Source organism: Paenibacillus sp. FSL K6-3182, assembly GCF_037976325.1.
In the GTDB taxonomy this organism is placed as follows: Bacteria; Bacillota; Bacilli; order Paenibacillales; family Paenibacillaceae; genus Pristimantibacillus.
Window position 1 is genome coordinate 44,923 of sequence record NZ_CP150265.1, and the last position, 21,014, is coordinate 65,936.

Annotated in this window: 20 protein-coding genes; 18 read left to right on the plus strand and 2 right to left on the minus strand. The window is 47.2% G+C overall.

The genetic code is table 11. The features are described from left to right. Positions 1-190 precede the first annotated feature (190 nt). The 5 genes from urtA (at position 191) to urtE (ending at position 5,023) form a co-directional block, all read left to right on the plus strand. Positions 191-1,465: an urea ABC transporter substrate-binding protein gene (urtA, locus tag MHH56_RS00225; RefSeq protein WP_076271283.1), complete on the plus strand. Its 1,275-nt coding sequence runs from the start codon at positions 191-193 to the stop codon at positions 1,463-1,465. A gap of 129 nt (positions 1,466-1,594) precedes the next feature. Next, the gene (gene urtB / locus MHH56_RS00230) at positions 1,595-2,500 is read left to right on the plus strand and encodes an urea ABC transporter permease subunit UrtB (RefSeq protein WP_339205875.1); all 906 of its coding nucleotides are present in this window, start codon (positions 1,595-1,597) and stop codon (positions 2,498-2,500) included. Positions 2,501-2,522: 22 nt separating this feature from the next. After that, positions 2,523-3,605 carry an urea ABC transporter permease subunit UrtC gene (gene urtC, locus MHH56_RS00235; protein WP_339205876.1) on the plus strand — a complete coding sequence of 361 codons (1,083 nt, stop codon included), beginning with the start codon at positions 2,523-2,525 and terminating at the stop codon, positions 3,603-3,605. After that, entirely contained in the window at positions 3,577-4,350 is a 774-nt protein-coding gene (urtD, locus tag MHH56_RS00240; RefSeq protein WP_339205878.1) for an urea ABC transporter ATP-binding protein UrtD, read from the plus strand. Before urtC ends, urtD begins: the two co-directional genes overlap by 29 nt. Then, a complete protein-coding gene (urtE, locus tag MHH56_RS00245) occupies positions 4,328-5,023 on the plus strand; it encodes an urea ABC transporter ATP-binding subunit UrtE (protein WP_076271287.1) in 696 nt (231 codons plus the stop codon). Before urtD ends, urtE begins: the two co-directional genes overlap by 23 nt. A gap of 87 nt (positions 5,024-5,110) precedes the next feature. Here the strand turns inward: urtE and MHH56_RS00250 are convergent, their stop codons facing one another. After that, entirely contained in the window at positions 5,111-5,983 is an 873-nt protein-coding gene (locus MHH56_RS00250; RefSeq protein WP_339205880.1) for a phosphotransferase, read from the minus strand. 26 nt (positions 5,984-6,009) lie between these two features. Then, positions 6,010-6,501 (minus strand): DUF4830 domain-containing protein, encoded by a 492-nt coding sequence (locus MHH56_RS00255; protein ID WP_339205882.1) that lies wholly within the window; start codon positions 6,499-6,501, stop codon positions 6,010-6,012. Positions 6,502-6,656: 155 nt separating this feature from the next. On the opposite strand from MHH56_RS00255, the gene MHH56_RS00260 reads away from it, so the two are divergent. From MHH56_RS00260 to spoIIE, 13 genes are all read left to right on the plus strand, one after another. Next, entirely contained in the window at positions 6,657-7,529 is an 873-nt protein-coding gene (locus MHH56_RS00260) for an SPFH domain-containing protein (protein WP_339205884.1), read from the plus strand. A gap of 12 nt (positions 7,530-7,541) precedes the next feature. Further along, positions 7,542-7,727 carry a hypothetical protein gene (locus MHH56_RS00265; protein ID WP_339205886.1) on the plus strand — a complete coding sequence of 62 codons (186 nt, stop codon included), beginning with the start codon at positions 7,542-7,544 and terminating at the stop codon, positions 7,725-7,727. A 343-nt stretch (positions 7,728-8,070) separates the two neighbouring features. Continuing rightward, positions 8,071-8,613: a stage V sporulation protein T gene (gene spoVT, locus MHH56_RS00270; protein WP_054025813.1), complete on the plus strand. Its 543-nt coding sequence runs from the start codon at positions 8,071-8,073 to the stop codon at positions 8,611-8,613. Between the two features lie 127 nt (positions 8,614-8,740). Beyond that, on the plus strand, positions 8,741-11,116 hold the full coding sequence (locus MHH56_RS00275) for a polysaccharide biosynthesis protein (RefSeq protein WP_339205888.1): 2,376 nt from the start codon (positions 8,741-8,743) through the stop codon (positions 11,114-11,116). Between the two features lie 1,520 nt (positions 11,117-12,636). Then, positions 12,637-14,133 carry a nucleoside triphosphate pyrophosphohydrolase gene (mazG, locus tag MHH56_RS00280; protein WP_339205889.1) on the plus strand — a complete coding sequence of 499 codons (1,497 nt, stop codon included), beginning with the start codon at positions 12,637-12,639 and terminating at the stop codon, positions 14,131-14,133. Between the two features lie 180 nt (positions 14,134-14,313). After that, a complete protein-coding gene (locus MHH56_RS00285) occupies positions 14,314-14,586 on the plus strand; it encodes an HU family DNA-binding protein (protein ID WP_053373361.1) in 273 nt (90 codons plus the stop codon). A 3-nt stretch (positions 14,587-14,589) separates the two neighbouring features. Beyond that, complete coding sequence (locus MHH56_RS00290; RefSeq protein WP_076271293.1) at positions 14,590-14,880, plus strand: RNA-binding S4 domain-containing protein; 291 nt, start codon at positions 14,590-14,592, stop codon at positions 14,878-14,880. A 131-nt stretch (positions 14,881-15,011) separates the two neighbouring features. Continuing rightward, the gene (locus MHH56_RS00295) at positions 15,012-15,755 is read left to right on the plus strand and encodes a hypothetical protein (RefSeq protein ID WP_339205891.1); all 744 of its coding nucleotides are present in this window, start codon (positions 15,012-15,014) and stop codon (positions 15,753-15,755) included. Positions 15,756-15,921: 166 nt separating this feature from the next. After that, complete coding sequence (gene yabP, locus MHH56_RS00300; protein ID WP_076271295.1) at positions 15,922-16,209, plus strand: sporulation protein YabP; 288 nt, start codon at positions 15,922-15,924, stop codon at positions 16,207-16,209. Further along, complete coding sequence (gene yabQ, locus MHH56_RS00305) at positions 16,206-16,814, plus strand: spore cortex biosynthesis protein YabQ (RefSeq protein WP_339205893.1); 609 nt, start codon at positions 16,206-16,208, stop codon at positions 16,812-16,814. Before yabP ends, yabQ begins: the two co-directional genes overlap by 4 nt. Positions 16,815-16,822: 8 nt before the next feature. Then, positions 16,823-17,131, plus strand: a complete 309-nt coding sequence (locus MHH56_RS00310) for a septum formation initiator family protein (RefSeq protein WP_076271297.1) — start codon at positions 16,823-16,825, stop codon at positions 17,129-17,131. Positions 17,132-17,279: 148 nt separating this feature from the next. Then, positions 17,280-17,798, plus strand: coding sequence for a S1 domain-containing RNA-binding protein (locus tag MHH56_RS00315; RefSeq protein WP_076271298.1), 519 nt, complete (start codon positions 17,280-17,282; stop codon positions 17,796-17,798). 503 nt (positions 17,799-18,301) lie between these two features. Next, complete coding sequence (spoIIE, locus tag MHH56_RS00320) at positions 18,302-20,794, plus strand: stage II sporulation protein E (RefSeq protein ID WP_339205896.1); 2,493 nt, start codon at positions 18,302-18,304, stop codon at positions 20,792-20,794. The last annotated feature ends 220 nt before the right edge of the window (positions 20,795-21,014 follow it).

Here is a 21,014-nt window from a genome sequence, read left to right on the forward strand (position 1 = left end):
CATAAATGCGGATGGAACGCCCCTAAATGACCATTTTTAAGTATAAATGTATCCCTTGAAAAAATTAATGTTAACTATATTGACATTAACTTAATTCCCAATCTATAATAAAAGCACGAACAATGGGAGTTAATTCCATGTAAATGTTCGGAAATATAGAGACAAATATGAAGCGATGGGGAGTGGGAAGATGAAAAAGAGAATGTTTTATTCATTTGGCCTTATGTTTGTAGCTTTAACAATCGTATTGACAGGTTGTGGCGCAAACAACAACAAACCAGCATCTACGAATGGGGAAACAGATAAACCTACGAATGCTGCCAATGCCGGATCGGGAGCAGACGGGGAAATAAAAGTGGGAATATTGCACTCACAGAGCGGCACCATGGCAATTAGCGAGGTATCGGTTATCGATGCTGAAATGATGGCTATCGATGAAATTAATGCTGCAGGCGGCGTTTTAGGCAAAAAGATTGTACCTGTACTTGAAGACGGCGCTTCGGATTGGCCGACCTTCGCTGAGAAGGCACGCAAGCTTATTTCCGAAGATAAAGTGGCTACCGTATTTGGTGGATGGACTTCCGCAAGCCGGAAAGCAATGAAGCCGGTATTTGAAGAGTTAAATGGCCTGCTGTGGTATCCGGTGCAATATGAAGGTCTTGAATCTTCTCCGAATATTTTTTATACAGGCGCTACAACAAACCAACAAATCGTTCCATCTGTCTCGTGGCTGCTTGAAAACCGCGGCAAGAAATTTTACTTACTCGGATCGGACTATGTATTCCCTCGTACCGCAAACCTCGTAATAAAAGAACAGTTGAAGGCTGAAGGAGGCGAACTGGTTGGAGAAGAATACACGCCGCTAGGCCATACAGATTACAGCACGCTAATCAGCAAGATTAAAGAAGCTAAACCAGATGTCGTATACAACACGCTTAACGGTGACAGCAACGTTGCGTTCTTCAAGCAATTGAAGGATGCAGGCATTACAGCTAAAGATTTGACTACATTGTCAGTATCGGTTGCAGAAGAAGAGATCCGCGGTATTGGCGTCGATGTGCTGGAAGGCCATTTGGCGGCGTGGAACTATTATCAAACAACGGATACGCCAGCTAACAAAACATTCGTCGAGAACTACAAAAAGAAATACGGTGATGAGCGTGTAACGGCTGACCCTATCGAAGCCGGCTATACAGCGGTCTACTTGTGGGCAAAGGCGGTCGAGAAAGCAGGCTCCACGGACGTAGATAAAGTAAAGGAAGCAGCCAAAGAGCTGGAGTGGGATGCTCCAGAAGGAAAAGTGAAAATCGACGGCGCTACTCAGCATATTTACAAAACGGTTCGTATTGGCGAAGTGCAAGCGGACGGCCAATTCAAGGAGCTGTGGAACTCAGGTGAAGCGGTTAAGCCGGATCCGTATCTCAAAGGCTACGACTGGGCAGCAAGCATTCAACCAACGCAATAATTCATAAGCAAACAATGGTCTAATACACAGCAATTAATGGGGGAGTATTCGATCGCTTCGAATGCTCCCTTCTGCTTTTTTTGTGACAGAGGAAGGCGACAGCCGTTTACGCTAGAGAGGAGCGGTCATATGGAAGTGTTTCTGCTGCAGCTATTTAATGGTTTAAGCATCAGCTCCATTTTATTGCTGGTTGCTTTGGGGCTTGCGATTACGTTTGGCTTGATGAAGGTCATCAATATGGCGCATGGTGAGTTAATTATGATCGGTGCGTACTCCACGTATTTGACGCAAAATGTGTTTCATGATTATTTGCCGAAATCGATGTTTGATTGGTATTTTGTATTGGCTATTCCGGTCAGCTTTATCGTTGCATTTATCATTGGTCTCATTCTCGAAATGTCGCTGATTCGCTTTCTATATGGACGGCCGCTTGATAGCTTGCTCGCCACTTGGGGTGTGGGTCTCGTGCTGCAGCAGCTTGCAAGATCTATCTTTGGGGCGCCAAACGTTGCAGTCACAAGCCCAGCATGGCTAAATGGCGGCTTAAAGATTATGGATGGAACATTGCTTCCTTACAAAAGGTTATTCATCATCGGACTCGTCATCGCTTGTTTAGTTGCTATGTATTTCTATATTTACCGCAGCCATGAAGGCAGAAGGATGCGGGCAGTGATGCAAAATCGCGATATGGCTGCATGCCTTGGCGTTTCGACAAGACGAGTGGATGCGATGACCTTCGCTATCGGCTCGGGTATTGCCGGCATTGCCGGCTGTGCGTTAACGCTGCTTGGTCCTATCGGTCCGTCCCTTGGCACTTATTATATCGTTGATGCCTTTATGGTCGTCGTGCTTGGCGGAGTCGGCAAGCTGGTTGGGACGGTGCTCGGGGCAACAGGGATTGGAATGTTTAATACGTTGTTTGAGTATTGGACGAATGCTTCGCTTGGCAAGGTGCTAGTGTTTGTCTGTATAGTTGCTTTCCTCCAATGGAAGCCTATGGGACTCGTTGCCATGCGTTCGCGGTCGCTTGACTAGGGAAAAGAAAGGTGGAACGCTTATGCGCTTGCAAAAGTTTACTCCTGCGCGGATATGGATCTTAATTGGCTATGCGGCAGCAGCGGCAGCACTCTTCTCCGCTCCGCTATTTGTAAGTGATTTTCGGCTCAATTTGTTAGCGAAATTTCTAGCCTTTGCCATAGTAGCATTAGGGCTTGATCTGATATGGGGCTACACCGGCATTTTAAGTTTAGGGCATGGCATTTTCTTTGGCTTAGGCGCCTACGCTATGGCGATGTATTTGAAGCTGGAGGCAAGCGGAGGAAGGCCGCCGGACTTCATGGGCTGGAGCGGTCTTAAGGAGCTTCCTCTATTCTGGCAGCCATTTCAGAGCTTCTGGTTTGCGGTAGCGATGGGAATTGCCATACCTGCGCTGCTCGCGCTTGTGCTTGGTTACGTCACGTTCCGCAACCGAATTCGCGGCGTTTACTTCACGATCTTGACGCAAGCGCTCGTTATTATTACGACGACACTGCTCATTGGTCAGCAAGCTTTTACAGGCGGTACGAATGGGATAACAGGCTACTCCACCGTGCTTGGCTTCTCTATAGGTTCTCCTGAGACGAAGCGCGTGCTTTACTATATTACCGTCATTGCTCTCATTGCTATCTTCATCTTTTGCCGCTACGTCATCGGCAGCCGCTTCGGCAAGGTGCTTCGCGCGATTCGCGATGGCGAGAACCGGGTGCGGTTTATCGGCTACAATCCCGCAATTTATCAAATGGTTGTATTTACGATTTCGGCTGGCATTGCAGGTATAGCGGGCATGCTGTTTGTACTCCACGTCGGTATTATTTCACCGTCGATGCTCGGAATTGTGCCTTCGATTGAAATGGTTCTTTGGGTAGCGATTGGCGGACGTGGAACGCTGGTTGGAGCCGCACTCGGCGCTATCCTCATGAACTGGGCTAAAAGTGAGTTCAGTACCGCTTATCCGCAGGGCTGGTTATTCTTTATGGGGTTGCTGTTTGTGGTCGTGGTCGTATTTATGCCTAAAGGTGTTGCTGGCTTAGTTGGCCAATTGAAATTACGCAAAAAAGGGAGGGAGCCGAAGCATGAAGGAGTCCGCAATCCTGCTGTGTGATGATGTGACTGTTGAGTTCGATGGCTTTAAAGCGGTCCAAGGCATGAACCTAAAGCTTGAGAAAGGGGAGCTTCGTTTCCTCATTGGGCCAAATGGAGCCGGCAAAACGACAATTCTGGATGTGATTTGTGGGAAAGTAAGGCCTACGGCGGGACGTGTCACATTCGGGAAGGTAGATATAACGAAAAAGAAAGAGCATCAAATTGCTGAGCTTGGCATCGGTCGTAAATTTCAAGCTCCCTCGATATTCCCTTCGATGACGGTCGCTGAGAATTTGGAAATCGCAATGCGTCAGAAGCGTACCGTGTTCGCGACGTTGTTTGCGAAGATGGTTGAGGATGAGCGGGCTAAAATTGACGGGCAGCTCGTTATGATTGGTTTGCAGAAAAAATCGAGCTGGCGGGCAGGCGGTCTGTCGCATGGAGAGAAGCAGTGGCTCGAAATTGGCATGATGCTGCTCCAGGAGCCGGAAATACTGCTGCTCGATGAGCCGGTGGCGGGGATGACCGATAAGGAGACGGATAAAACGGGCGAGCTTCTCCACCAGATAGCCCGTATGCGGTCGATTGTAGTCGTGGAGCATGATATGGAGTTTGTTCGTAATTTTGCGAGCAAGGTCACCGTTATGCATGAAGGGAAGCTACTAAAGGAAGGCTCGATGGACGAAATTCAACGAGATGACCGCGTGGCGGAAGTGTACTTAGGGAAAAGGCGGGATGCCGATGTTAGCCGTTCAACAGCTTGAGGCCGGTTACGGCGAAAGCATTATTTTGCGGGATGTGTCGCTGAAAGTGAAGCAAGGGCAGGTTGTATGTCTGCTCGGGCGGAATGGCGTTGGCAAGACGACGCTGATGAAAAGCATTATGGGATTGCTGAAGGCGCGTGAGGGTTCTGTTTCTTACAATGGTTCGGATTTAACGAAGAAAGCGCCGGGACTGCGGGCTAAAAGCGGAATCGGCTATGTACCGCAAGGACGAGAAATCTTTGCTCAGCTGTCGGTTTATGAGAATTTGCTGCTTGGCCTTGAGGCTTCAAAGTCGAAAATATCTTCTATTCCGGAAGAAGCTATTGCGAAATTTCCTGTACTTCCGGCAATGTATACGCGCCGCGGCGGCGATCTCAGCGGCGGACAGCAGCAGCAGCTCGCCTTCGCGAGGGCGTTAGCTTCAAGGCCTCAAGTATTGCTGCTTGATGAGCCTTGTGAGGGGATTCAGCCCTCCATTGTCGATGATATTAGGGATGTTATTCGCTCAATTAAAGCGGATGGCAAGACGGCTATTTTGCTGGTGGAGCAAAGCCTGGATTTCGTTAAGAGTGTAGGAGACTACTTCTATGTGCTGGAAAAAGGGGCGATTGCGTGGGAGGGCGGCTTGGAATCGCTGGATGATGAGGTCATACGCAAATATTTGACGGTATAAAGCGAATGATGAGCTAGAAGCGCCTTTATGAGAGGCGCTTTTTGCTTTGTGTTGTTAGAGCTGTTTTTGAGCTGTGATGATAGTGGTTTATTCATTGCTTATTAAGGACTTCCAGTAACGCCATGCTTGTAAGTAATCGTCTATATCGTGAGGGTGATGCTTGAGGCAAATGCCTAAGCGGTAATAGAGCTGAATGATCACTTCTTCAATTAGCCTTGGTTGATCCGCCTCCGATTGATTAAGCATAACGAATGCAGGCATTAACGTCTCTATGCTCAAGTCATCAGATGAGGAACAGAATGCATAAAGCAAGTCATAGAGCGGAGGTCCGATTATTGGTGAAGGATCGATAACGCCAATTAACTCGTTATGACTAAAGATGAAGTTGTGAACACCGCAGTCGCCGTGAAGCAAAAATTTCCCCTGAGATTCGCTCATTGTTGCTTTCTTTAAAAGTGGTTTTACAAGGGTATGATCCTCTAATGGCAAGCGGTCGCCGATATAACTTCGAGCGTAATCGACGTTCTCCTCCATAAATTCTCGCCAAGTATTGCGGGGATTCTCCAGCCAATCTCCCCATTTCTGTGAGGGTGAGCAGCTTATGTAATGCTGAATAAGTCCGTTCACTAAAGCCTTCAACCATTGCTCCTTAGAGCCGCCAACATAATCGGTTGAACCCTTGAGAAATGTATAAACGATATATGTTTTATCTGGAGCGGTGTAAGTAAGCTTAGGCAATAGAGGGGCATCTGGATATGTTTTTTTATATTGTTCAACTAAAGAAAGTGCATCTGGCTGATCAAGCTTTAGCACATATTTGGGTGATTCATCAACTTTAATGAGATATACAAGACCTTTCGTCGTTCCGTCCATTTGTTTATGGATTTCGGACTGTTTTTCAATGGCGCCTATATGCCGAAGATTTTCGATGATTTCCTGCACGCCGTTCTTTATTTTCATGTAAATCCCCCTGTATATGGAATGCTTTATGCTTCATCTGGTGAAGTGCTTTTATATTTCTCAGTCCAGCTTTTACGCCACTCTTGATAAGACATTCCTTGAATATCTTCTAAACTTTTGCCGTCTATAGACCAATACCCGCCGTCTGTAGTGTCTCCGTATGGAAATGAAGTTCCTCCTATAGGCTGACCATCAGCCAAATAAACAAAAACATCTACTTTCCCTTTGCTCAGCGGATGGTTCGTTACGGTAAATTTCTGTATATGAATCGTTTTTCCAATATAATCGGAGGGGTTCACGCGCTGCGACCCCCAGTACATCATATAGGGCAATACTGATAATTTCTGTTCGGTAAGCTCATAGCTCTCAACTTGCCCTTCTTTTGAGCTGATTCGATATCCTTTTCCTTCAAGATAGTTTTGAGAAATGGATTGCTCTGACGTTGTTTTGGTTTCTCCTGTACAACCGATCGATAAGGAAAGCAGAAATAGGATTAATAAATATTTCAATGTATTCATCCCTTCTTAATCTCTTTGCATTTTGTGACGAAGCAGCAGCTCCCATTGTTGCAGAAAGAGGTTGGATGTAAAAAGAAATAATTGCTTATATATGTAAAAAGTGATATCATATTTATATCAAAACAATATAGAAAAAGATGAAGGAGTGGGGTTTAATGAACGAGAAGAAAGCCTGGTATGTGAGCGGATACATGGCATTGCTGTTTTCGGTAGTTGCTGCTGCTGGCGGTATTTTTCTAACGATATCGGAAGCATCCAAGGACAGCGGGTCTGGGGTAATTATCGGTGTTGGCGCTTTTTTAATTTTGCTGTCAGTTATTTGTTTATCCTCTCTTACGATCGTGCAGCCGAACGAGGCGAAGGTGGTTACTTTTTTCGGAACGTATATGGGTTCTGTTCTTGAAAGCGGCTTATGGATGGTTCTTCCGCTTACGAACAAGGTTAATATTTCACTTAAAGTACGCAATTTCAACAGCCAAACTCTAAAGGTGAATGATGCGGAAGGAAATCCGGTGGAGATTGGTGCGGTTGTTGTATTTAAAGTAATGGATACGGCAAGAGCGAGCTTCGACGTTGATAATTATGAGCGTTTTGTAGAAATTCAAAGCGAGACGGCGATACGTCACATTGCCGCGCAATATCCTTACGATGTTTTCTCTTCAGACGCGGCTTCCTCACTTAGAGGCAATGCGGATGAGGTAGCGGCGGAGCTAGGCAACGAGCTGCAAAACCGTCTTGCAGTTGCCGGCGTAAAGGTGCTTGAGACTCGCTTGACTCATTTGGCGTATGCTCAAGAAATCGCTAGTGCAATGCTTCAAAGGCAGCAGGCGATTGCGATTGTAGCGGCACGTTCCAAAATTGTTGAAGGTGCAGTTGGTATGGTAGATATGGCACTGCGGCAGTTGGAGGAAAACGGGATTAGCTTGGATGCCGAACGGAGAGCGGCGATGGTGAACAATTTAATGGTGGCGATTGTATCTGATCGCGCAGCAACTCCAGTCATTAATACAGGAACTCTTTACGGCTAGAGGCTGATTATTATGGCTAAAGAAAAGAAAGCATTTCCGCTTCGTTTGGATCCCGATATCCATCGTGCTCTTGAGCAATGGGCCGCAGACGAATTCCGCAGCGTCAACGGGCACATTGAGTTTTTGCTCAGAGAAGCGCTTGGCAAGGCAGGCAGGCTCAAAAAAACGAATCTGATGGACAATAATGAAGGTAAATAATATTCAGGAAAAGGGCGGTTATCGATTCAAATCGATAACTGCCTTTTTTAATCCATAAACAATTAAAAAGCATTTGCTTCTCATGCAAGCAAAAGGGAGAAATGGGGAATGCTGAAAACGAGCTCGGGGAAGCGTAAAACGAAGGCTGGACGATACGTCGACGGCCTTTTTCACAAAGAGATGGAACGTTTGGCTTGAACTGTAGTCCGTGCATAAGAAATTGGGAGCGGATGAATACTATGGTCAGATTCAAAATCTTTTGAAGGAAGTTTCTTCTTCGTTATAAACAAGCTGCAAGAATCCAGTCGATTCAAAATCCTCTAGGAAAGCGGGGCAACAAGAAATGAAAGCAACTGGAATTGTACGTCGCATCGATGATCTCGGGCGTGTCGTCATTCCGAAGGAGATCCGCCGTACACTGCGTATTCGCGAGGGAGACCCTCTAGAAATATTTGTAGATCGTGATGGCGAAGTTATTTTGAAAAAATATTCTCCTATCGGTGAGCTTGGCGACTTCGCTAAGGAATATGCGGAATCGTTATTTGAGGGAACAAATCATGTTACATTGATCACGGACCGGGATACCATAATTGCTGTAGCTGGAGCCTCCAAGAAAGAACTGCTTGATAAGCAGGTAGGCACTGTTCTGGAGAGCTGTATGGAAAATCGCAAGACGCTTGCTGAAGCAAATGGCGGTGCCTTTGAAATTGTGAAGGATACGCAGGAAACTTACAGCTCCTTCGTTATTGCACCGATCATTGCTGGTGGCGACCCCATTGGAACAGTCGTGCTGCTTAGCAAGGATGAATCGGTAAAAATGTCTACTATGGAAACAAAAATGGCTGAAACGGCAGCGGGCTTTTTGGCAAAACAGATGGAGCAATAGTAAGAAATGTGGCTATAACAGCTTCTTTGATCGAGATACACTCGATTGGGGAAGCTTTTTCCACGTTTACGATTGTGAGGTATAATAGATACCAATAGAAATCGTGCGATAGGCAGGAGTGAACGGAATGAACCGCAAGCCGGGGGAAAATGGGCAATCGGCGGAAATGCTGGGGCAGGCGGGCGAGCGAAAAACAAGCGCGGGAGTGGTCGAAGCACGCCAAGCTGAGGCTGAACTCACGGAGAGCCAAGAGCGACCTTATGACGGCGAACAGTCGCTAGCTAAAGCAGCAGAAACAACAGTTGAAGGACGGGTTCAAGTAGAACGAAGCTCGAAGCAGCATCTCATGAAAGGCGTGGCGCTCATGGCGGGTGCGGCGCTGCTGTCAAAGTTGATTGGTGTTTTTCAAAAAATACCGCTGCAAAATCTAGCTGGGGACCGCGTGTTTGGCATTTACAACGCCGTGTATCCGTTTTATCAGCTGGCAGCTGTTCTAGCCACTGCGGGATTGCCAACGGCCGTATCGCTTCTCATTGCAGAGAGGCTTCGCAAGGGAGATGATGCAGAAGGCGTCAGGCGAACGTTATACGCTGCGCTTTTGCTGCTTGGTGTGACGGGTATTATTTCGTTTGGCTTGATGTGGGGTGGAGCGAATCAAGTAGCAGGTTGGATTGGCGATGCGGAGACGGCTGGTGCAGTGCGCTCGGTCTCGTTTGCGCTGCTGCTTGCTCCATTCGTTGCTGCGTTAAGAGGATATGTACAGGGAATCGGACAAATGGTATTGTCTGCCGCCTCACAAGTTGTTGAGCAAATGATTCGTGTAGGCGTAATGCTGCTAGTGCTTGCATTAAGCTGGTCCGCTGGATGGGCAGATGCATCTGTAGCGTCTGGTGTGATGAGCGGTTCGGCATTCGGAGCTTGCGCATCGCTTTTGCTGCTGGCTATATATTTATGGCGCAGACGCAGCGGGGAGCGGCTTAATCGAATGGCAGGGGCAATACGAGCAGAGATGAGAAAGCTTGCCGTTATTGCACTGCCTGTCGCGCTTGGCGCGGTGGTTGTTCCTGTTCTTGGCGTTGTGGATGCCTTTATGGTTCCTCGCTTATTGCAGGAAGGAGGGGCTTCGGAAGCTGCGGCAATGACATCGTTTGGCGTGTACAGCCGAGCGCAGCCGCTGGTGCAGCTTGTTGTTATGGTGGCTGGAGCGGCGGCAGCGGCGCTCGTACCAAGCATTGCGTTAGCACGTATGCGGGGTGCATACGGACAGCTTCGAGTACAGCTCTCGCTTGCTGAGCGGGCGGCTTGGGCAATCGGCGCTGCAGCAGCCATCGGCTTGGCACTGCTCGCGGAACCGCTCAATATGATGCTGTATTCCGATACTCAAGGCACATTTGCCTTCGCTTTGGTTGGCTGCACTGCTCTTGCGGGCAGTGTGAATGCGGTGACGGCTCCTGTGCTTCAAGGATTGGGCGCTGTACGTATTCCAGCTATTCTGCTGCTGGTTGCAGCGCTGCTTAAAGGCGTAATTAACGCTGTGCTTGTGCCCACTTATGGCATTGAAGGCGCAGCCATCGCAGGCGTCGCGGCGCTAAGCGTGGCGGCTTTGCTTGGGATCATTGCAGTGCGGTATGCAGCAGCGGGTTCTGGAGCGGCGCTAGCTGGCGGACGAGCGGGAGTGGAAGGGCGTGTGAAGCCGCGTGAGCGAGTGGTTGGTGAGAGGGTAGTGCGAGAGCGGGTGCTGGGGGAAGAGCGGGGAGAAGTGCAGGAGGAAGGGCAGGGACGAGTGCAAGAGCAAAGTCAGGAGCAAGGGCAGGAGCAAGAGCACGGGCAGGAGCAAGATTGGGAGCAGGGGCGAGTGCGAGAGCAGGGGCGAGTGCAAGGGCGAGAGCAAGGTCAGGAGCAGGAGCAAGAGCACGGGCGGGAGCAAATGCTGAAGGAAGAGCAGGGGCGAGTGCAAGGGCGAGAGCAGGAGCAGGAGCAGGAGCAGGAGCAGGAGCAGGAGCAGGAACAGGAGCAAGAGCACGGGCAGGAGCAAATGCTGAAGGAAGAGCAGGGCCGAGTGCGAGAGCAGGGGCAGGGGCGAGTGCAAGGGCGAGAGCAGGGCCGAGTGCAAGAGCAAGGGCAGGAGCAAGAGTGGGAGCAGGAGCGAGTGCATGGGCGAGAGCAGTGGAGAGAGCAAGAACGAGTGCTCGAGGAAGAGGGACGCCAGCCGTCGCATGGGCGAGCGGCGGCTGGCACGGTCTTTGCGCTCGCGGTCATGGCCGCGGCGCTTGTTATCGCCGAGCGAGCGCTGAGCGCTGCGCTTGGCGGGCTGCCGCCTAGGGCGGCAGCAGCTGCGCTTGCGCTGACGTGCGTTGCCGTCGGCGCTTGCGCCTTTGGCGCCGCAGCTTTGCGCGGCGGCGCTATCAGCGCGCGCGAATTGCGCGCGTTGCCGGGCGGCGCGGTGCTGGCCGCCCGTTTGCAGCGCTGGCGGCTTATTCCGCCAGCGAAAGATGAGCGCTAGCGCCGCAAGTTGGCGGCGGTGAGCGCTTGTAAAGCAAGTGTTTTTCATGGAGTAATATGAAAAACGCCAACTGTCTGAGCTTCACAGGTTACCTCGTGTAGATTATTAGGGTTTTCTCTAAAGTTGAGAAAACCTAAGTATTTTTTCAGCACAATCATTGCTGTGCGGCATCGCTTGCCACGGTTGAACATGTAATTTCTCAACGTGATGAATCCACAGATCTGTTTCTGAACATTCCGCATTTCTAATGCCGAATGGCAAAAAAATGATGCGAAATAAGACTAATATCTAAGCTTATTAGTGGAATATTGATCATTCTGAAGCAAATAGAACTAAATTCTAGTCCTATTTTCGACCATTCCGCACTTCTGCTGCCCATTGGCAGAAAGCGCTACAAGATAAGACTAATATCTAGGCTTATTTGTGGAATATTGATCATTCTGAAGCAAATAGAACTAAATTCTAGTCCTATTTCCGACCATTCCGCACTTCTGCTGCCCATTGGCAGAAAGCGCTGCGAAATAAGACTAATATCTAAGCTTATTTGTGGGATATTGATCATTCTGAAGCAAATAGAACTAAATTTTAGTCCTATTTCCGACCCTTCCGCGCTTCTGCTGCCCATTGGCAGAAAGCGCTACAAGATAAGACTAATATCTAGGCTTATTTGTGGAATATTGATCATTCCAAAGCAAATAGAACTAAATTCTAGTCCTATTTCCGACCATTCCGCACTTCTGCTGCCCATTGGCAGAAAGCGCAACAAAATAAGACTAATATCTAGGCTTATTTGTGCAATTTTGGTCATTCTGAAGCAAATAGAACTAAATTCTAGTCCTATTTCCGATCATTCCGCACTTCTGCTTGCCCAGTGGCAGAAAGCATCGCAAAATAAGACTAATATCTGCACTTACTTGTGCAATATTGGTCATTTTGAAGAAAATAGATCTAGTTTCTAGATCTATAACAATCTCTAGGAATCTAGCAATTATGAGCAGAATTAGTAGAGGTTATTGCATAATCATTACATATTTTTATAAATAATTCTGTTAAATAGGTTAGTTTCACGGGCAATAAACCTGGTCACCAGCTCATTTATTCTGATCAACAACTCTCTCAATTGATGAACTATTTTTGATAGATATATGTCATTAAGACTAAACTATCCGCTATACCCATATTCCATATTGTTTCCTACAAATTGACTATTTCAACCATGAACATCCAGTGTGATATGCTAATCGCAAGCATTTTTTACGGCTATATTGAAGTTTATGTCAAATTGGTTCATTATTGATTTTTGAGCAAAAATAAACGATGATTAATCGTGTTTTTATGTATGTGAGCTCGATTTCGAACTCATTTTCGAATGCATCCGAGCTCTTACCGAACACACTTCCGAACTCGTTTCAATCCCTATAAACGACCCCAAAAGGTCTTTTTGCAAGTCGCTGGCATTATAGCTACTCCATCAAATTTCGACCATAATACGAATGAATAGTTAAGGAGGCTTTACCACTATGGCAACCCCAAATCTTACTGTTGTTGGGCTCGGCTCAGGTGACCCTGACCAAATGACGCTTGGCGTATGGCGCAGGCTGCAAGCAGCGAAGAAAATTTTTGTCCGTACGGCTGAGCATCCTGCAATGTCGATGCTTCTGGAAATCGGTATGGAATATACCTCATTTGATACTTTGTATGAGCAGCATGACTCCTTTCCAGATGTGTACAAGGCAATAGCTGAGGCGCTTATTTCCGAAGCGAAAAGCATGAGCACAAGTGTGGACGAGCCTATTATTTATGCGGTTCCCGGGCATCCAATGGTGGCTGAACGCACGGTTCAGCTGCTGCGTGAGCAATGTCCGGAAGCGGGTATTGAGCTGCAAATTATCGGCGGTGAAAGCTTCCTTGATCAAGCTTTTATTAGTCTTGGAATCGATCCAATAGAAGGTTTTGCGCTGCTTGATGCAGCTGAATTACAGCCGTCTTTGTTGCAGCCGCAGTTGCATACACTGATTGGACAGGTGTATGATGCCTTCACGGCATCTGATGTTAAGCTTGCGCTTATGGAGCGTTATCCCGATGACTACGAGGTTGTGGTTGGGCATGCTCTTGGTGTTGCGTCCCAGCAGCAGATCATTCGCGTTCCGCTATACGAGCTTGATCGCACACCTGGTTACGGTAATTTATCGCTGATTTGGGTACCGCGCTCTGATGATGCAGCGCTTCGCAATCGTTCCTTTGAGCGATTGCATGAGATTGTATCTATTCTTCGCAGCCCTGAAGGTTGTCCTTGGGATCAGGAGCAGACGCATCAGTCTATCCGCAAAAATTTTATCGAAGAGCTGTATGAAGCGCTTGAAGCCATCGATAATGATGATCCGGATGCCATGCAGGAGGAATTTGGCGATGTTATCCTGCAAGTGATGCTTCATAGCCAAATGGAAGAAGAGACTGGCGCATTTTCCGTCTATGATGTGATACAATCACTTAACGAGAAGCTTATTTTCCGCCATCCGCATGTATTTGGGGACGTTGATGCGAGCAATTCGGAAGAGGCGCTGGTTAACTGGGAACAAATGAAGGCTGAGGAAAAACGGATTAAAGGAACCGATGTTTCGCGTACGTCGGTACTGGATGGCATTCCGCCAGATCTGCCAGCACTCATGAAAGCCTACAAGCTTCAGAAAAAAGCGGCTAAGGTAGGTTTTGATTGGGACGAGCTTGGCCTTGTGCTTGCCAAGATTGAAGAGGAGCTTGCAGAGCTGCGCGCAGCGATAACCTCGCAATCGGAAGAGGAGCAGGCATCTGAGCTTGGTGATTTGTTATTTGCAGTCGTCAATGCCTCACGTTTCATCCACGCTGATCCGGAAGAGGCGCTTTCCCGCACGAACAAAAAATTCCGCAGTAGATTTGAATATATTGAGGAACAGCTTCGTATAAGCGGTAAAAATTTTGACCAGACTGATTTAACAGAAATGGATCGTTGGTGGGAAGAGGCAAAGCGTCAATCCTAGCTTGCAATTCGTCATGAATCGCCTTTATTCCGCAACAAACGCAAAAAAATTTCAAATAGCGGCAGGATTTATTTGCTACAAGGCAGAATAAGTATTCTTCGTGAGAGTAAAAATGGGAAGCAAAGGCGGCGCCACAAGCGCCGACCACAAATAATGGTTAAAAATTAGGAGGATTTTATAATGAACAAAACAGACTTGATCAACAACATTGCAGAAAAAAGCGGTTTGACTAAACGTGACGTAGAAGCAGTACTTAACGGCTTCTTGGGCGAAGTAACAGATGCACTTGCTGGTGGCGATAAAGTACAATTGATCGGCTTCGGTACTTTTGAAACTCGCAAACGTGCTGGACGCACTGGCCGCAACCCGCAAACAGGCGCTCCAATCGAAATTTCAGAAGCAAAAGTTCCTGCATTCAAAGCAGGCAACAAGTTGAAAGAAGCTATCCAATAATTTATGCGATTAGATAAATTTCTTAAGGTATCCCGGCTGATCAAACGCCGTACCGTTGCGAAGGATGTATCCGAGCAAGGTCGCGTATGGATCAACGGCCGCGAAGCGAAAGCTAGCAGCGCCGTCAAAGTCGGTGATGAGCTCCAAATCCAGTTCGGTCAAAAAATCGTAACCGTTCGCGTTGAGCGAATTGCGGAGACGACCCGTAAGGATGAAGCCGGAGAGCTGTATACCTTGGTGAAAGAAGAGCAACGCCAGCGCGAGAATACGCTCGACTGGGAAGTACCGCAATAACAACAAGACTGCCTACAAGCATAATACTTGCAGGCAGTCTTTTTTTTGTGCCCAATAAGCAGCTTCTAAATTTTACGAGATTCCCTGTTTCAACATCATAAATTATGTTTATATACTCGGAGGACTGTTCGATGAATCATCTGCAGCTGCCCATTCCCGAGTATCGGCGAAAGGGCTTTTCATTGCTTGCGCATGCTTGTGCTCTCTATTTCAAAAACATTGTACCCATTCTATTTCTAACAGCGATAATTACGATTCCGGTTGAGGCTATTAAAAACTATTACTATTTTGAACCGGAAGACGGCTTTATTTATATGCCCGTCAACAGCATGGATAGTGTGACCAGTCTATTTTTCCTATGTGTCATCACGCCGATGATTATGTATTACATACTTGGTAAAATGTCGGGGAATAGCAGTGGCATTGTGCTGCCCATTCTGTGGGGGCTTCGCAAATGGCCGCGCATGATTGTGTACACTTTTCTACACGGCATCATTGTAATTGCGGGATTTATCGTATTTATTGTTCCGGGTTTCTTGTTTGTCGTATGGCTGATGCTGATGCCTATTATTGTTTCTATTGCTGATACATCGCGGATAAATCCGATGACAGTTAGCCGTGATTTGGCACGCGGGCGTTATTTCAAGCTTGTAGGCTATGCGATTGGCGGATACGTTATGGTCATAGTGCTTACCAGCATTATCGTTTTTATTTTCTCTCTTTTTGTGAATCAATCATTGATAACCGCGACGATATTTGATTTATGCTATAGCCTATTTAACCAGTTGGTAACCATTGTACTATTGCTAGTTTTTCTACAGGTATATACAGAAAGAAACGACGACGCGCTGAATGCTATGAATCAAGCAGATTAGGTTCTAATTCTCGTCCACGCACCATAAGCTAGTCTTAACATATAAGACAGGATAAGCTTCACGCCTATGCCCTTCTTATATTTGAACGCGAAACGTATGCTGCGCCGCACTAGCTCGGCTGTAGCCGTTTACGCCAAGACATGTTAACGAAGCGGAGGACGAGTCTATGGTTGACCAAGGCAAGGGGCAGAAGCGTCAGGAAGTCAAAATGCTAAATCGCAAGCTGCTGGAGCTTACCGGCGTCGTAAACGTAGAGAGCTTTGACAGCGAAGAGTTTTTACTCGAAACAGAGCTTGGCTTCTTGGAGGTTAAGGGCCAAAATTTGCATATGAAGCTTCTTAGCCTTGAACAGGGAATGGTAACTATTGAAGGACTCGTCCATTCGCTCGCCTATATGGACAGCAACAATTCCTCCTCTAAATCCAAAGGGTTGTTCGGGAAGCTATTTAAGTGACGCTTAATATGCAATGGTTAACGATGGCGGTCATGCTATTATCAGGCCTTGGCATGGGAACAGTATTCGACGGCTACCGAGTCGTGACGAATGAGCTCAAGCTTCCGCGCTGGTGGCTTCCGGTGCTTGATGTCGTTTACTGGATGGCAGCGGCATTGATCGTCTTTCGGGTACTGTACGCTAGCAACAATGGCGAGGTGCGAGCGTACGTTTTTATCGGACTGGCTATTGGGATGGTCATCTATTATTTCTTTTTTAGCAGAATCGTTATTCAAGTCGTAAAATGGATCATCGGAGCCGTTCGCAAACTAATCCAAATTGTGCTAAAATGCCTGGATATTCTTATCGTTAAGCCGATTTTACTGCTCTATAAGTTGGTAAAGGTAATTTTGGCATTTGGGTCTGCGCTCACTATTTTCACTCTAAAAATTGTGATACAATTAGTCCGTCCATTTTGGAAATTGTTTGTTTGGATGGCAGGTCCAGTCATTCGTCCGCTTGGACGGTGGCTATCGCGCTACGCTGCCAAATGGCAATTAGTTGGCAAGCTGAGAGGATTTGGACAACGAATAGCTCGATTGTGGAGCAAATGGTTTAGGAGGTAACACCGCTCATGGCAAAAGCAGCTGAGAATAAAACGCCAGGGAATGCTGGCACAAAACGCCGGTTCAAACTATGGATGATGTTCATCGTGCTATTTATGGGCTGGGCGGGGTATACAATTTTTGGCCAAATGCAGCAGAAGAACGCAACAGGTTTGAAGCTGACTACAATTCAAGATAAGCTTGATGTTACCACCAAAGAAACCGAGGAGCTTAAACGTCAAATTGAACGATTAAACGACCCAGAATATATCGAACAGCTAGCAACAAAAGAGCAGGGCATGGTAAAGAAGGGCGAGCAGCAAATTTTCAGTGACTAATTAGGGCGTCAATTCGGGTGAACGTCTGTTGACCTTACTTGAACGGTTCGGTTATAATCACGTTAATAGCGTTTTCGCAAAACTTTTAGCATATGCTTATGAATTCAGTTTTGCTTCGCATAACTTTTAGGGAGGAACATTTTATTTTATGGCAATTGAAGTGGGCGCTAAGTTAGAAGGAAAAGTGACAGGCATTACGCATTTTGGGGCATTTGTCGACTTGTCGGGAGGTGTCACGGGTCTTGTTCACATTTCGGAAATTGCTGATAATTACGTCAAAGACGTGAAGGATCACCTGAAGATCGACGATGTCGTGAAAGTCAAAGTGATCAACGTGGACAAAGACGGAAAGATCGGGCTTTCCATTAAGCAAGCCATTGACCGGCCAGAAGGCCAACCAGCGCCACAACAACGCGAGCGTCACAGCGGAGGCGGCGGTGGAAGCACTGGCGGTAGTGGTGGTGGTGGCGAACGTTTCAACCGCGGTGGCGGTGGTGGTGGCGGCGGACGTCCCTTCAACAAGCAATCGGCTGGCAGACCGGCATACGGTAAACCGTCATTCGAGGATAAAGTGTCACGGTTCCTGAAAGACAGCGAAGAGCGCATCTCCTCTTTGAAGAAGAATACGGAGGGCAAACGCGGCGGACGCGGTGCCAAGCGAGTATAAGCTGAATCGTCATAACATTATACATGAAGCAGAACCTAACCGGTTCTGCTTTTTTTGCATCCAGCTGCACAATATTTCCCGCGATAATGTATAAGCGCATACAGGTTGCTGTCGAAGCAGGACAATAAGACTGCGTATATGCTGGTGAATGTTTGGATGAGCCTCTAATTGTCACGGTCAATGTCGTTTGTAAAGCGCGCAGAATCGTAAAAAAAATACTTTTCTCTAATCCTCCATCATTCCCGACACATTATAACCTCGATTCGCCATCATTTCGAAAGTGCACAACACATATTTTGTTGTCGGACCTGTGTGATTTGGTTGTGCAAGAGGCATTGAAATCCCATACGGGATATATGTTTGACAGTGAAATGACAATGACCGCAATGCCATTTATTTTTGTCGGAAAAAATTTACAATTCAGTTGCTTTAACTGACAAACTTTATGCGGACAACCTCCTATAATGAAAAACACATTACATTCGGAATGGTGGTGTCTGCTCATGGAAAAGGAAAACGCGGTTGTGCTTCCAGGTATGAAACGGTTAGGACTAGCTCAGACGATGTTGCAGAAAGGTCGGGAATGGGCGGCTGCAAGGCGGTTCATTCAAGTCATTTTAGCAAAAAAGTGGACGTTTCTACTCGTAGGTGTAGCTTTCTTGCTCGGAAGAGCGGTTATACTCGAATCGCTGATGCCGTTTGCCATTGCTTATTTCGCCGTTATTTACTTTATGAGAAGGGATATTTACCCGTGGGTAGCGATATCCTTAGTAGCCGGGAGCTGGTTTGCAGCTGATCCTGCCCCGATGTGGATTGCGATGGAGATTGCTGTACTCTTTCTTTTCCTAAAGGGATTAGAAACCTACGAGAAGGCAGAACTGTCGTCGGCGCCCATTCTAGTGTTCGCATCAACGTTAATGGTGCAAATGTTCAGCGTGTTTATAGGGGACGAGCTGAGCTGGTACAATTTCATGCTCGTTGTGGTGGAGGCAGCACTTGGTTTTGTGCTCACATTAGTATTCATACAAGCGATACCAGTGCTTACAATGACCAAAAAATCAGCTTCTCTCAAAAACGAGGAAATCATTTGTTTAATGATTTTGCTTGCGTCGGTTATGACGGGGGCGGTTGGATGGGTGTTTTACGGAATGTCGGTAGAGCATGTGATGTCACGTTATATGCTGCTCCTCTTTGCTTTAGCAGGGGGTGCGCCGCTTGGCGCTTCGGTCGGTGTAGTTGCAGGACTCATTCTAAGCTTGGCTGATTTTGGTGCAGTCGTTCAAATGAGCTTACTCGCTTTTGCGGGCTTGCTGGCTGGTCTGCTGCGTGATGGCGGCAAAATGGCAGCGGCATTCGGAATGTTGCTTGGAACATCGATTTTATCCATATATGTAGGAAGTCAGGCTGATGTTATGAGCTCAACCTGGGAGTCGGTAGCAGCCGCAACGCTGCTTATGCTGACGCCGCGTATTATGATCCGCACAATATCAAGGTATGTGCCGGGTACGAATGAGCACGCCAAATCGCAGCATGATTATGCGAAGCGGGTACGTGAGGTGACTGCGGACCGCGTATCACAGTACTCAGAAGTGTTCCGTCAGCTGTCAAAGAGCTTTGGCCAACTCAATAGCAGCGTTACGACGGTTAAAAGGGAGGATGAGATCAGCCATTTTATGAATGCGGTTGCTGAGCGAAGCTGTGCCAGCTGCCATAGGCAAAATGCTTGTTGGGAGGACAAGTTCTTTCATACGTACAAAATGATGACCGATATGATGACGGTTGTAGAGGAGAAACGGATTCCGTCCCCTAAGGAAATACCGCGGGCTTGGTCGGCGCATTGCGTGAAATCGTCACAGGTTCTTGTGGATATGAGCCAGCAGTACGAGCTATATCAAAATAATATGCACTGGAAGAAGCAAATATGCGACTCCCGTCAGCTTGTAGCGGATCAATTGCAGGGTGTATCGCAGGTAATGGAGGATTTGGCGAAAGAAATTAAAAGGGAGGGACAAACGCTTCATCTGCAGGAGGAGCAAATTCGAGAGGCGGTGGAAGGACTCGGTTTATCCGTACAGGGAATTGATATTGTGAGCTTAGAGGAGGGGAATGTGGATATAGAGGTGTATCATACGTTTGGACAAGGCTATGATGAGTGCCGAAAAATAATCGCGCCGCTGCTTAGCGATATTTTGGGAGAGCATATTGCAGTGAAGTCGGAGCACTCCCCAACGAGAAGCGGTGAGCCGTCCCTGGTCGCGTTTGGCTCAGCCAAGCAGTACGAGGTGGAGACGGGTATAGCTGGTGCAGCTAAAGGAGGAGATCTGCTGTCTGGCGATAGCTTCAGTATGGTGGAGCTTGGAAATGGCAAGTTTGCAGTTGCGATCAGCGATGGTATGGGCAATGGTGAGCGTGCGCGTCAGGAAAGCAGCGCGGCATTGTCGATTCTGCAGCAGCTGCTGCAGTCAGGCATGGATGAGAAGCTGGCCGTGAAGTCAGTTAACTCGGTGCTCTTATTGCGCTCATCTGATGAAGTATTTGCTACCGTCGATTTAGCGATCGTTGATCTGTATACGGCGCAAACGACGTTTATGAAAATAGGATCAACGCCAAGCTTTATTAAACGAGGAAATGAGGTTATTCCGATAACAGCGAACAATTTGCCGATTGGCATTCTTCAAGATATTGACGTCGACTTCGTATCGATGCAAATGCAATCGGGCGACACGCTAGTCATGATGAGTGACGGCATTTATGATGCGCCGGGCCTTGCGGTTAATAAAGAGCTCTGGATGAAGCGAATTATTAGCGAGCTGGCGACAGATGATCCGCAGGAAATGGCAGATGCGCTGCTTGAGAAGGTGGTTCGTCATCATAATGGAGAGATTATTGATGATATGACCGTGCTTGTAGCGCGTATCGATAAGCATTTGCCGGAATGGGCATCCTTCCGTTTTCCAGGTGTGACGCGCATGGAGCGCCCAAGGACGGTGAGCTGAGTATAGAAATAAAATATGGAATGTGAAATCATTTATAAAATTAAAACAATGATGAATGGATACTTGAACGGTGAGCTTGTATCTATGATATTCATTGGGCAAGCAGTAGCCTATTTTGTTGTCGGCTGACTCACGCTGACAGGAAATGGGCTATTGTTATTGTTTGTTACATAATAGCGAGCGTATAGTACATAAAAGCTTTAACGTAACAAAGACATGA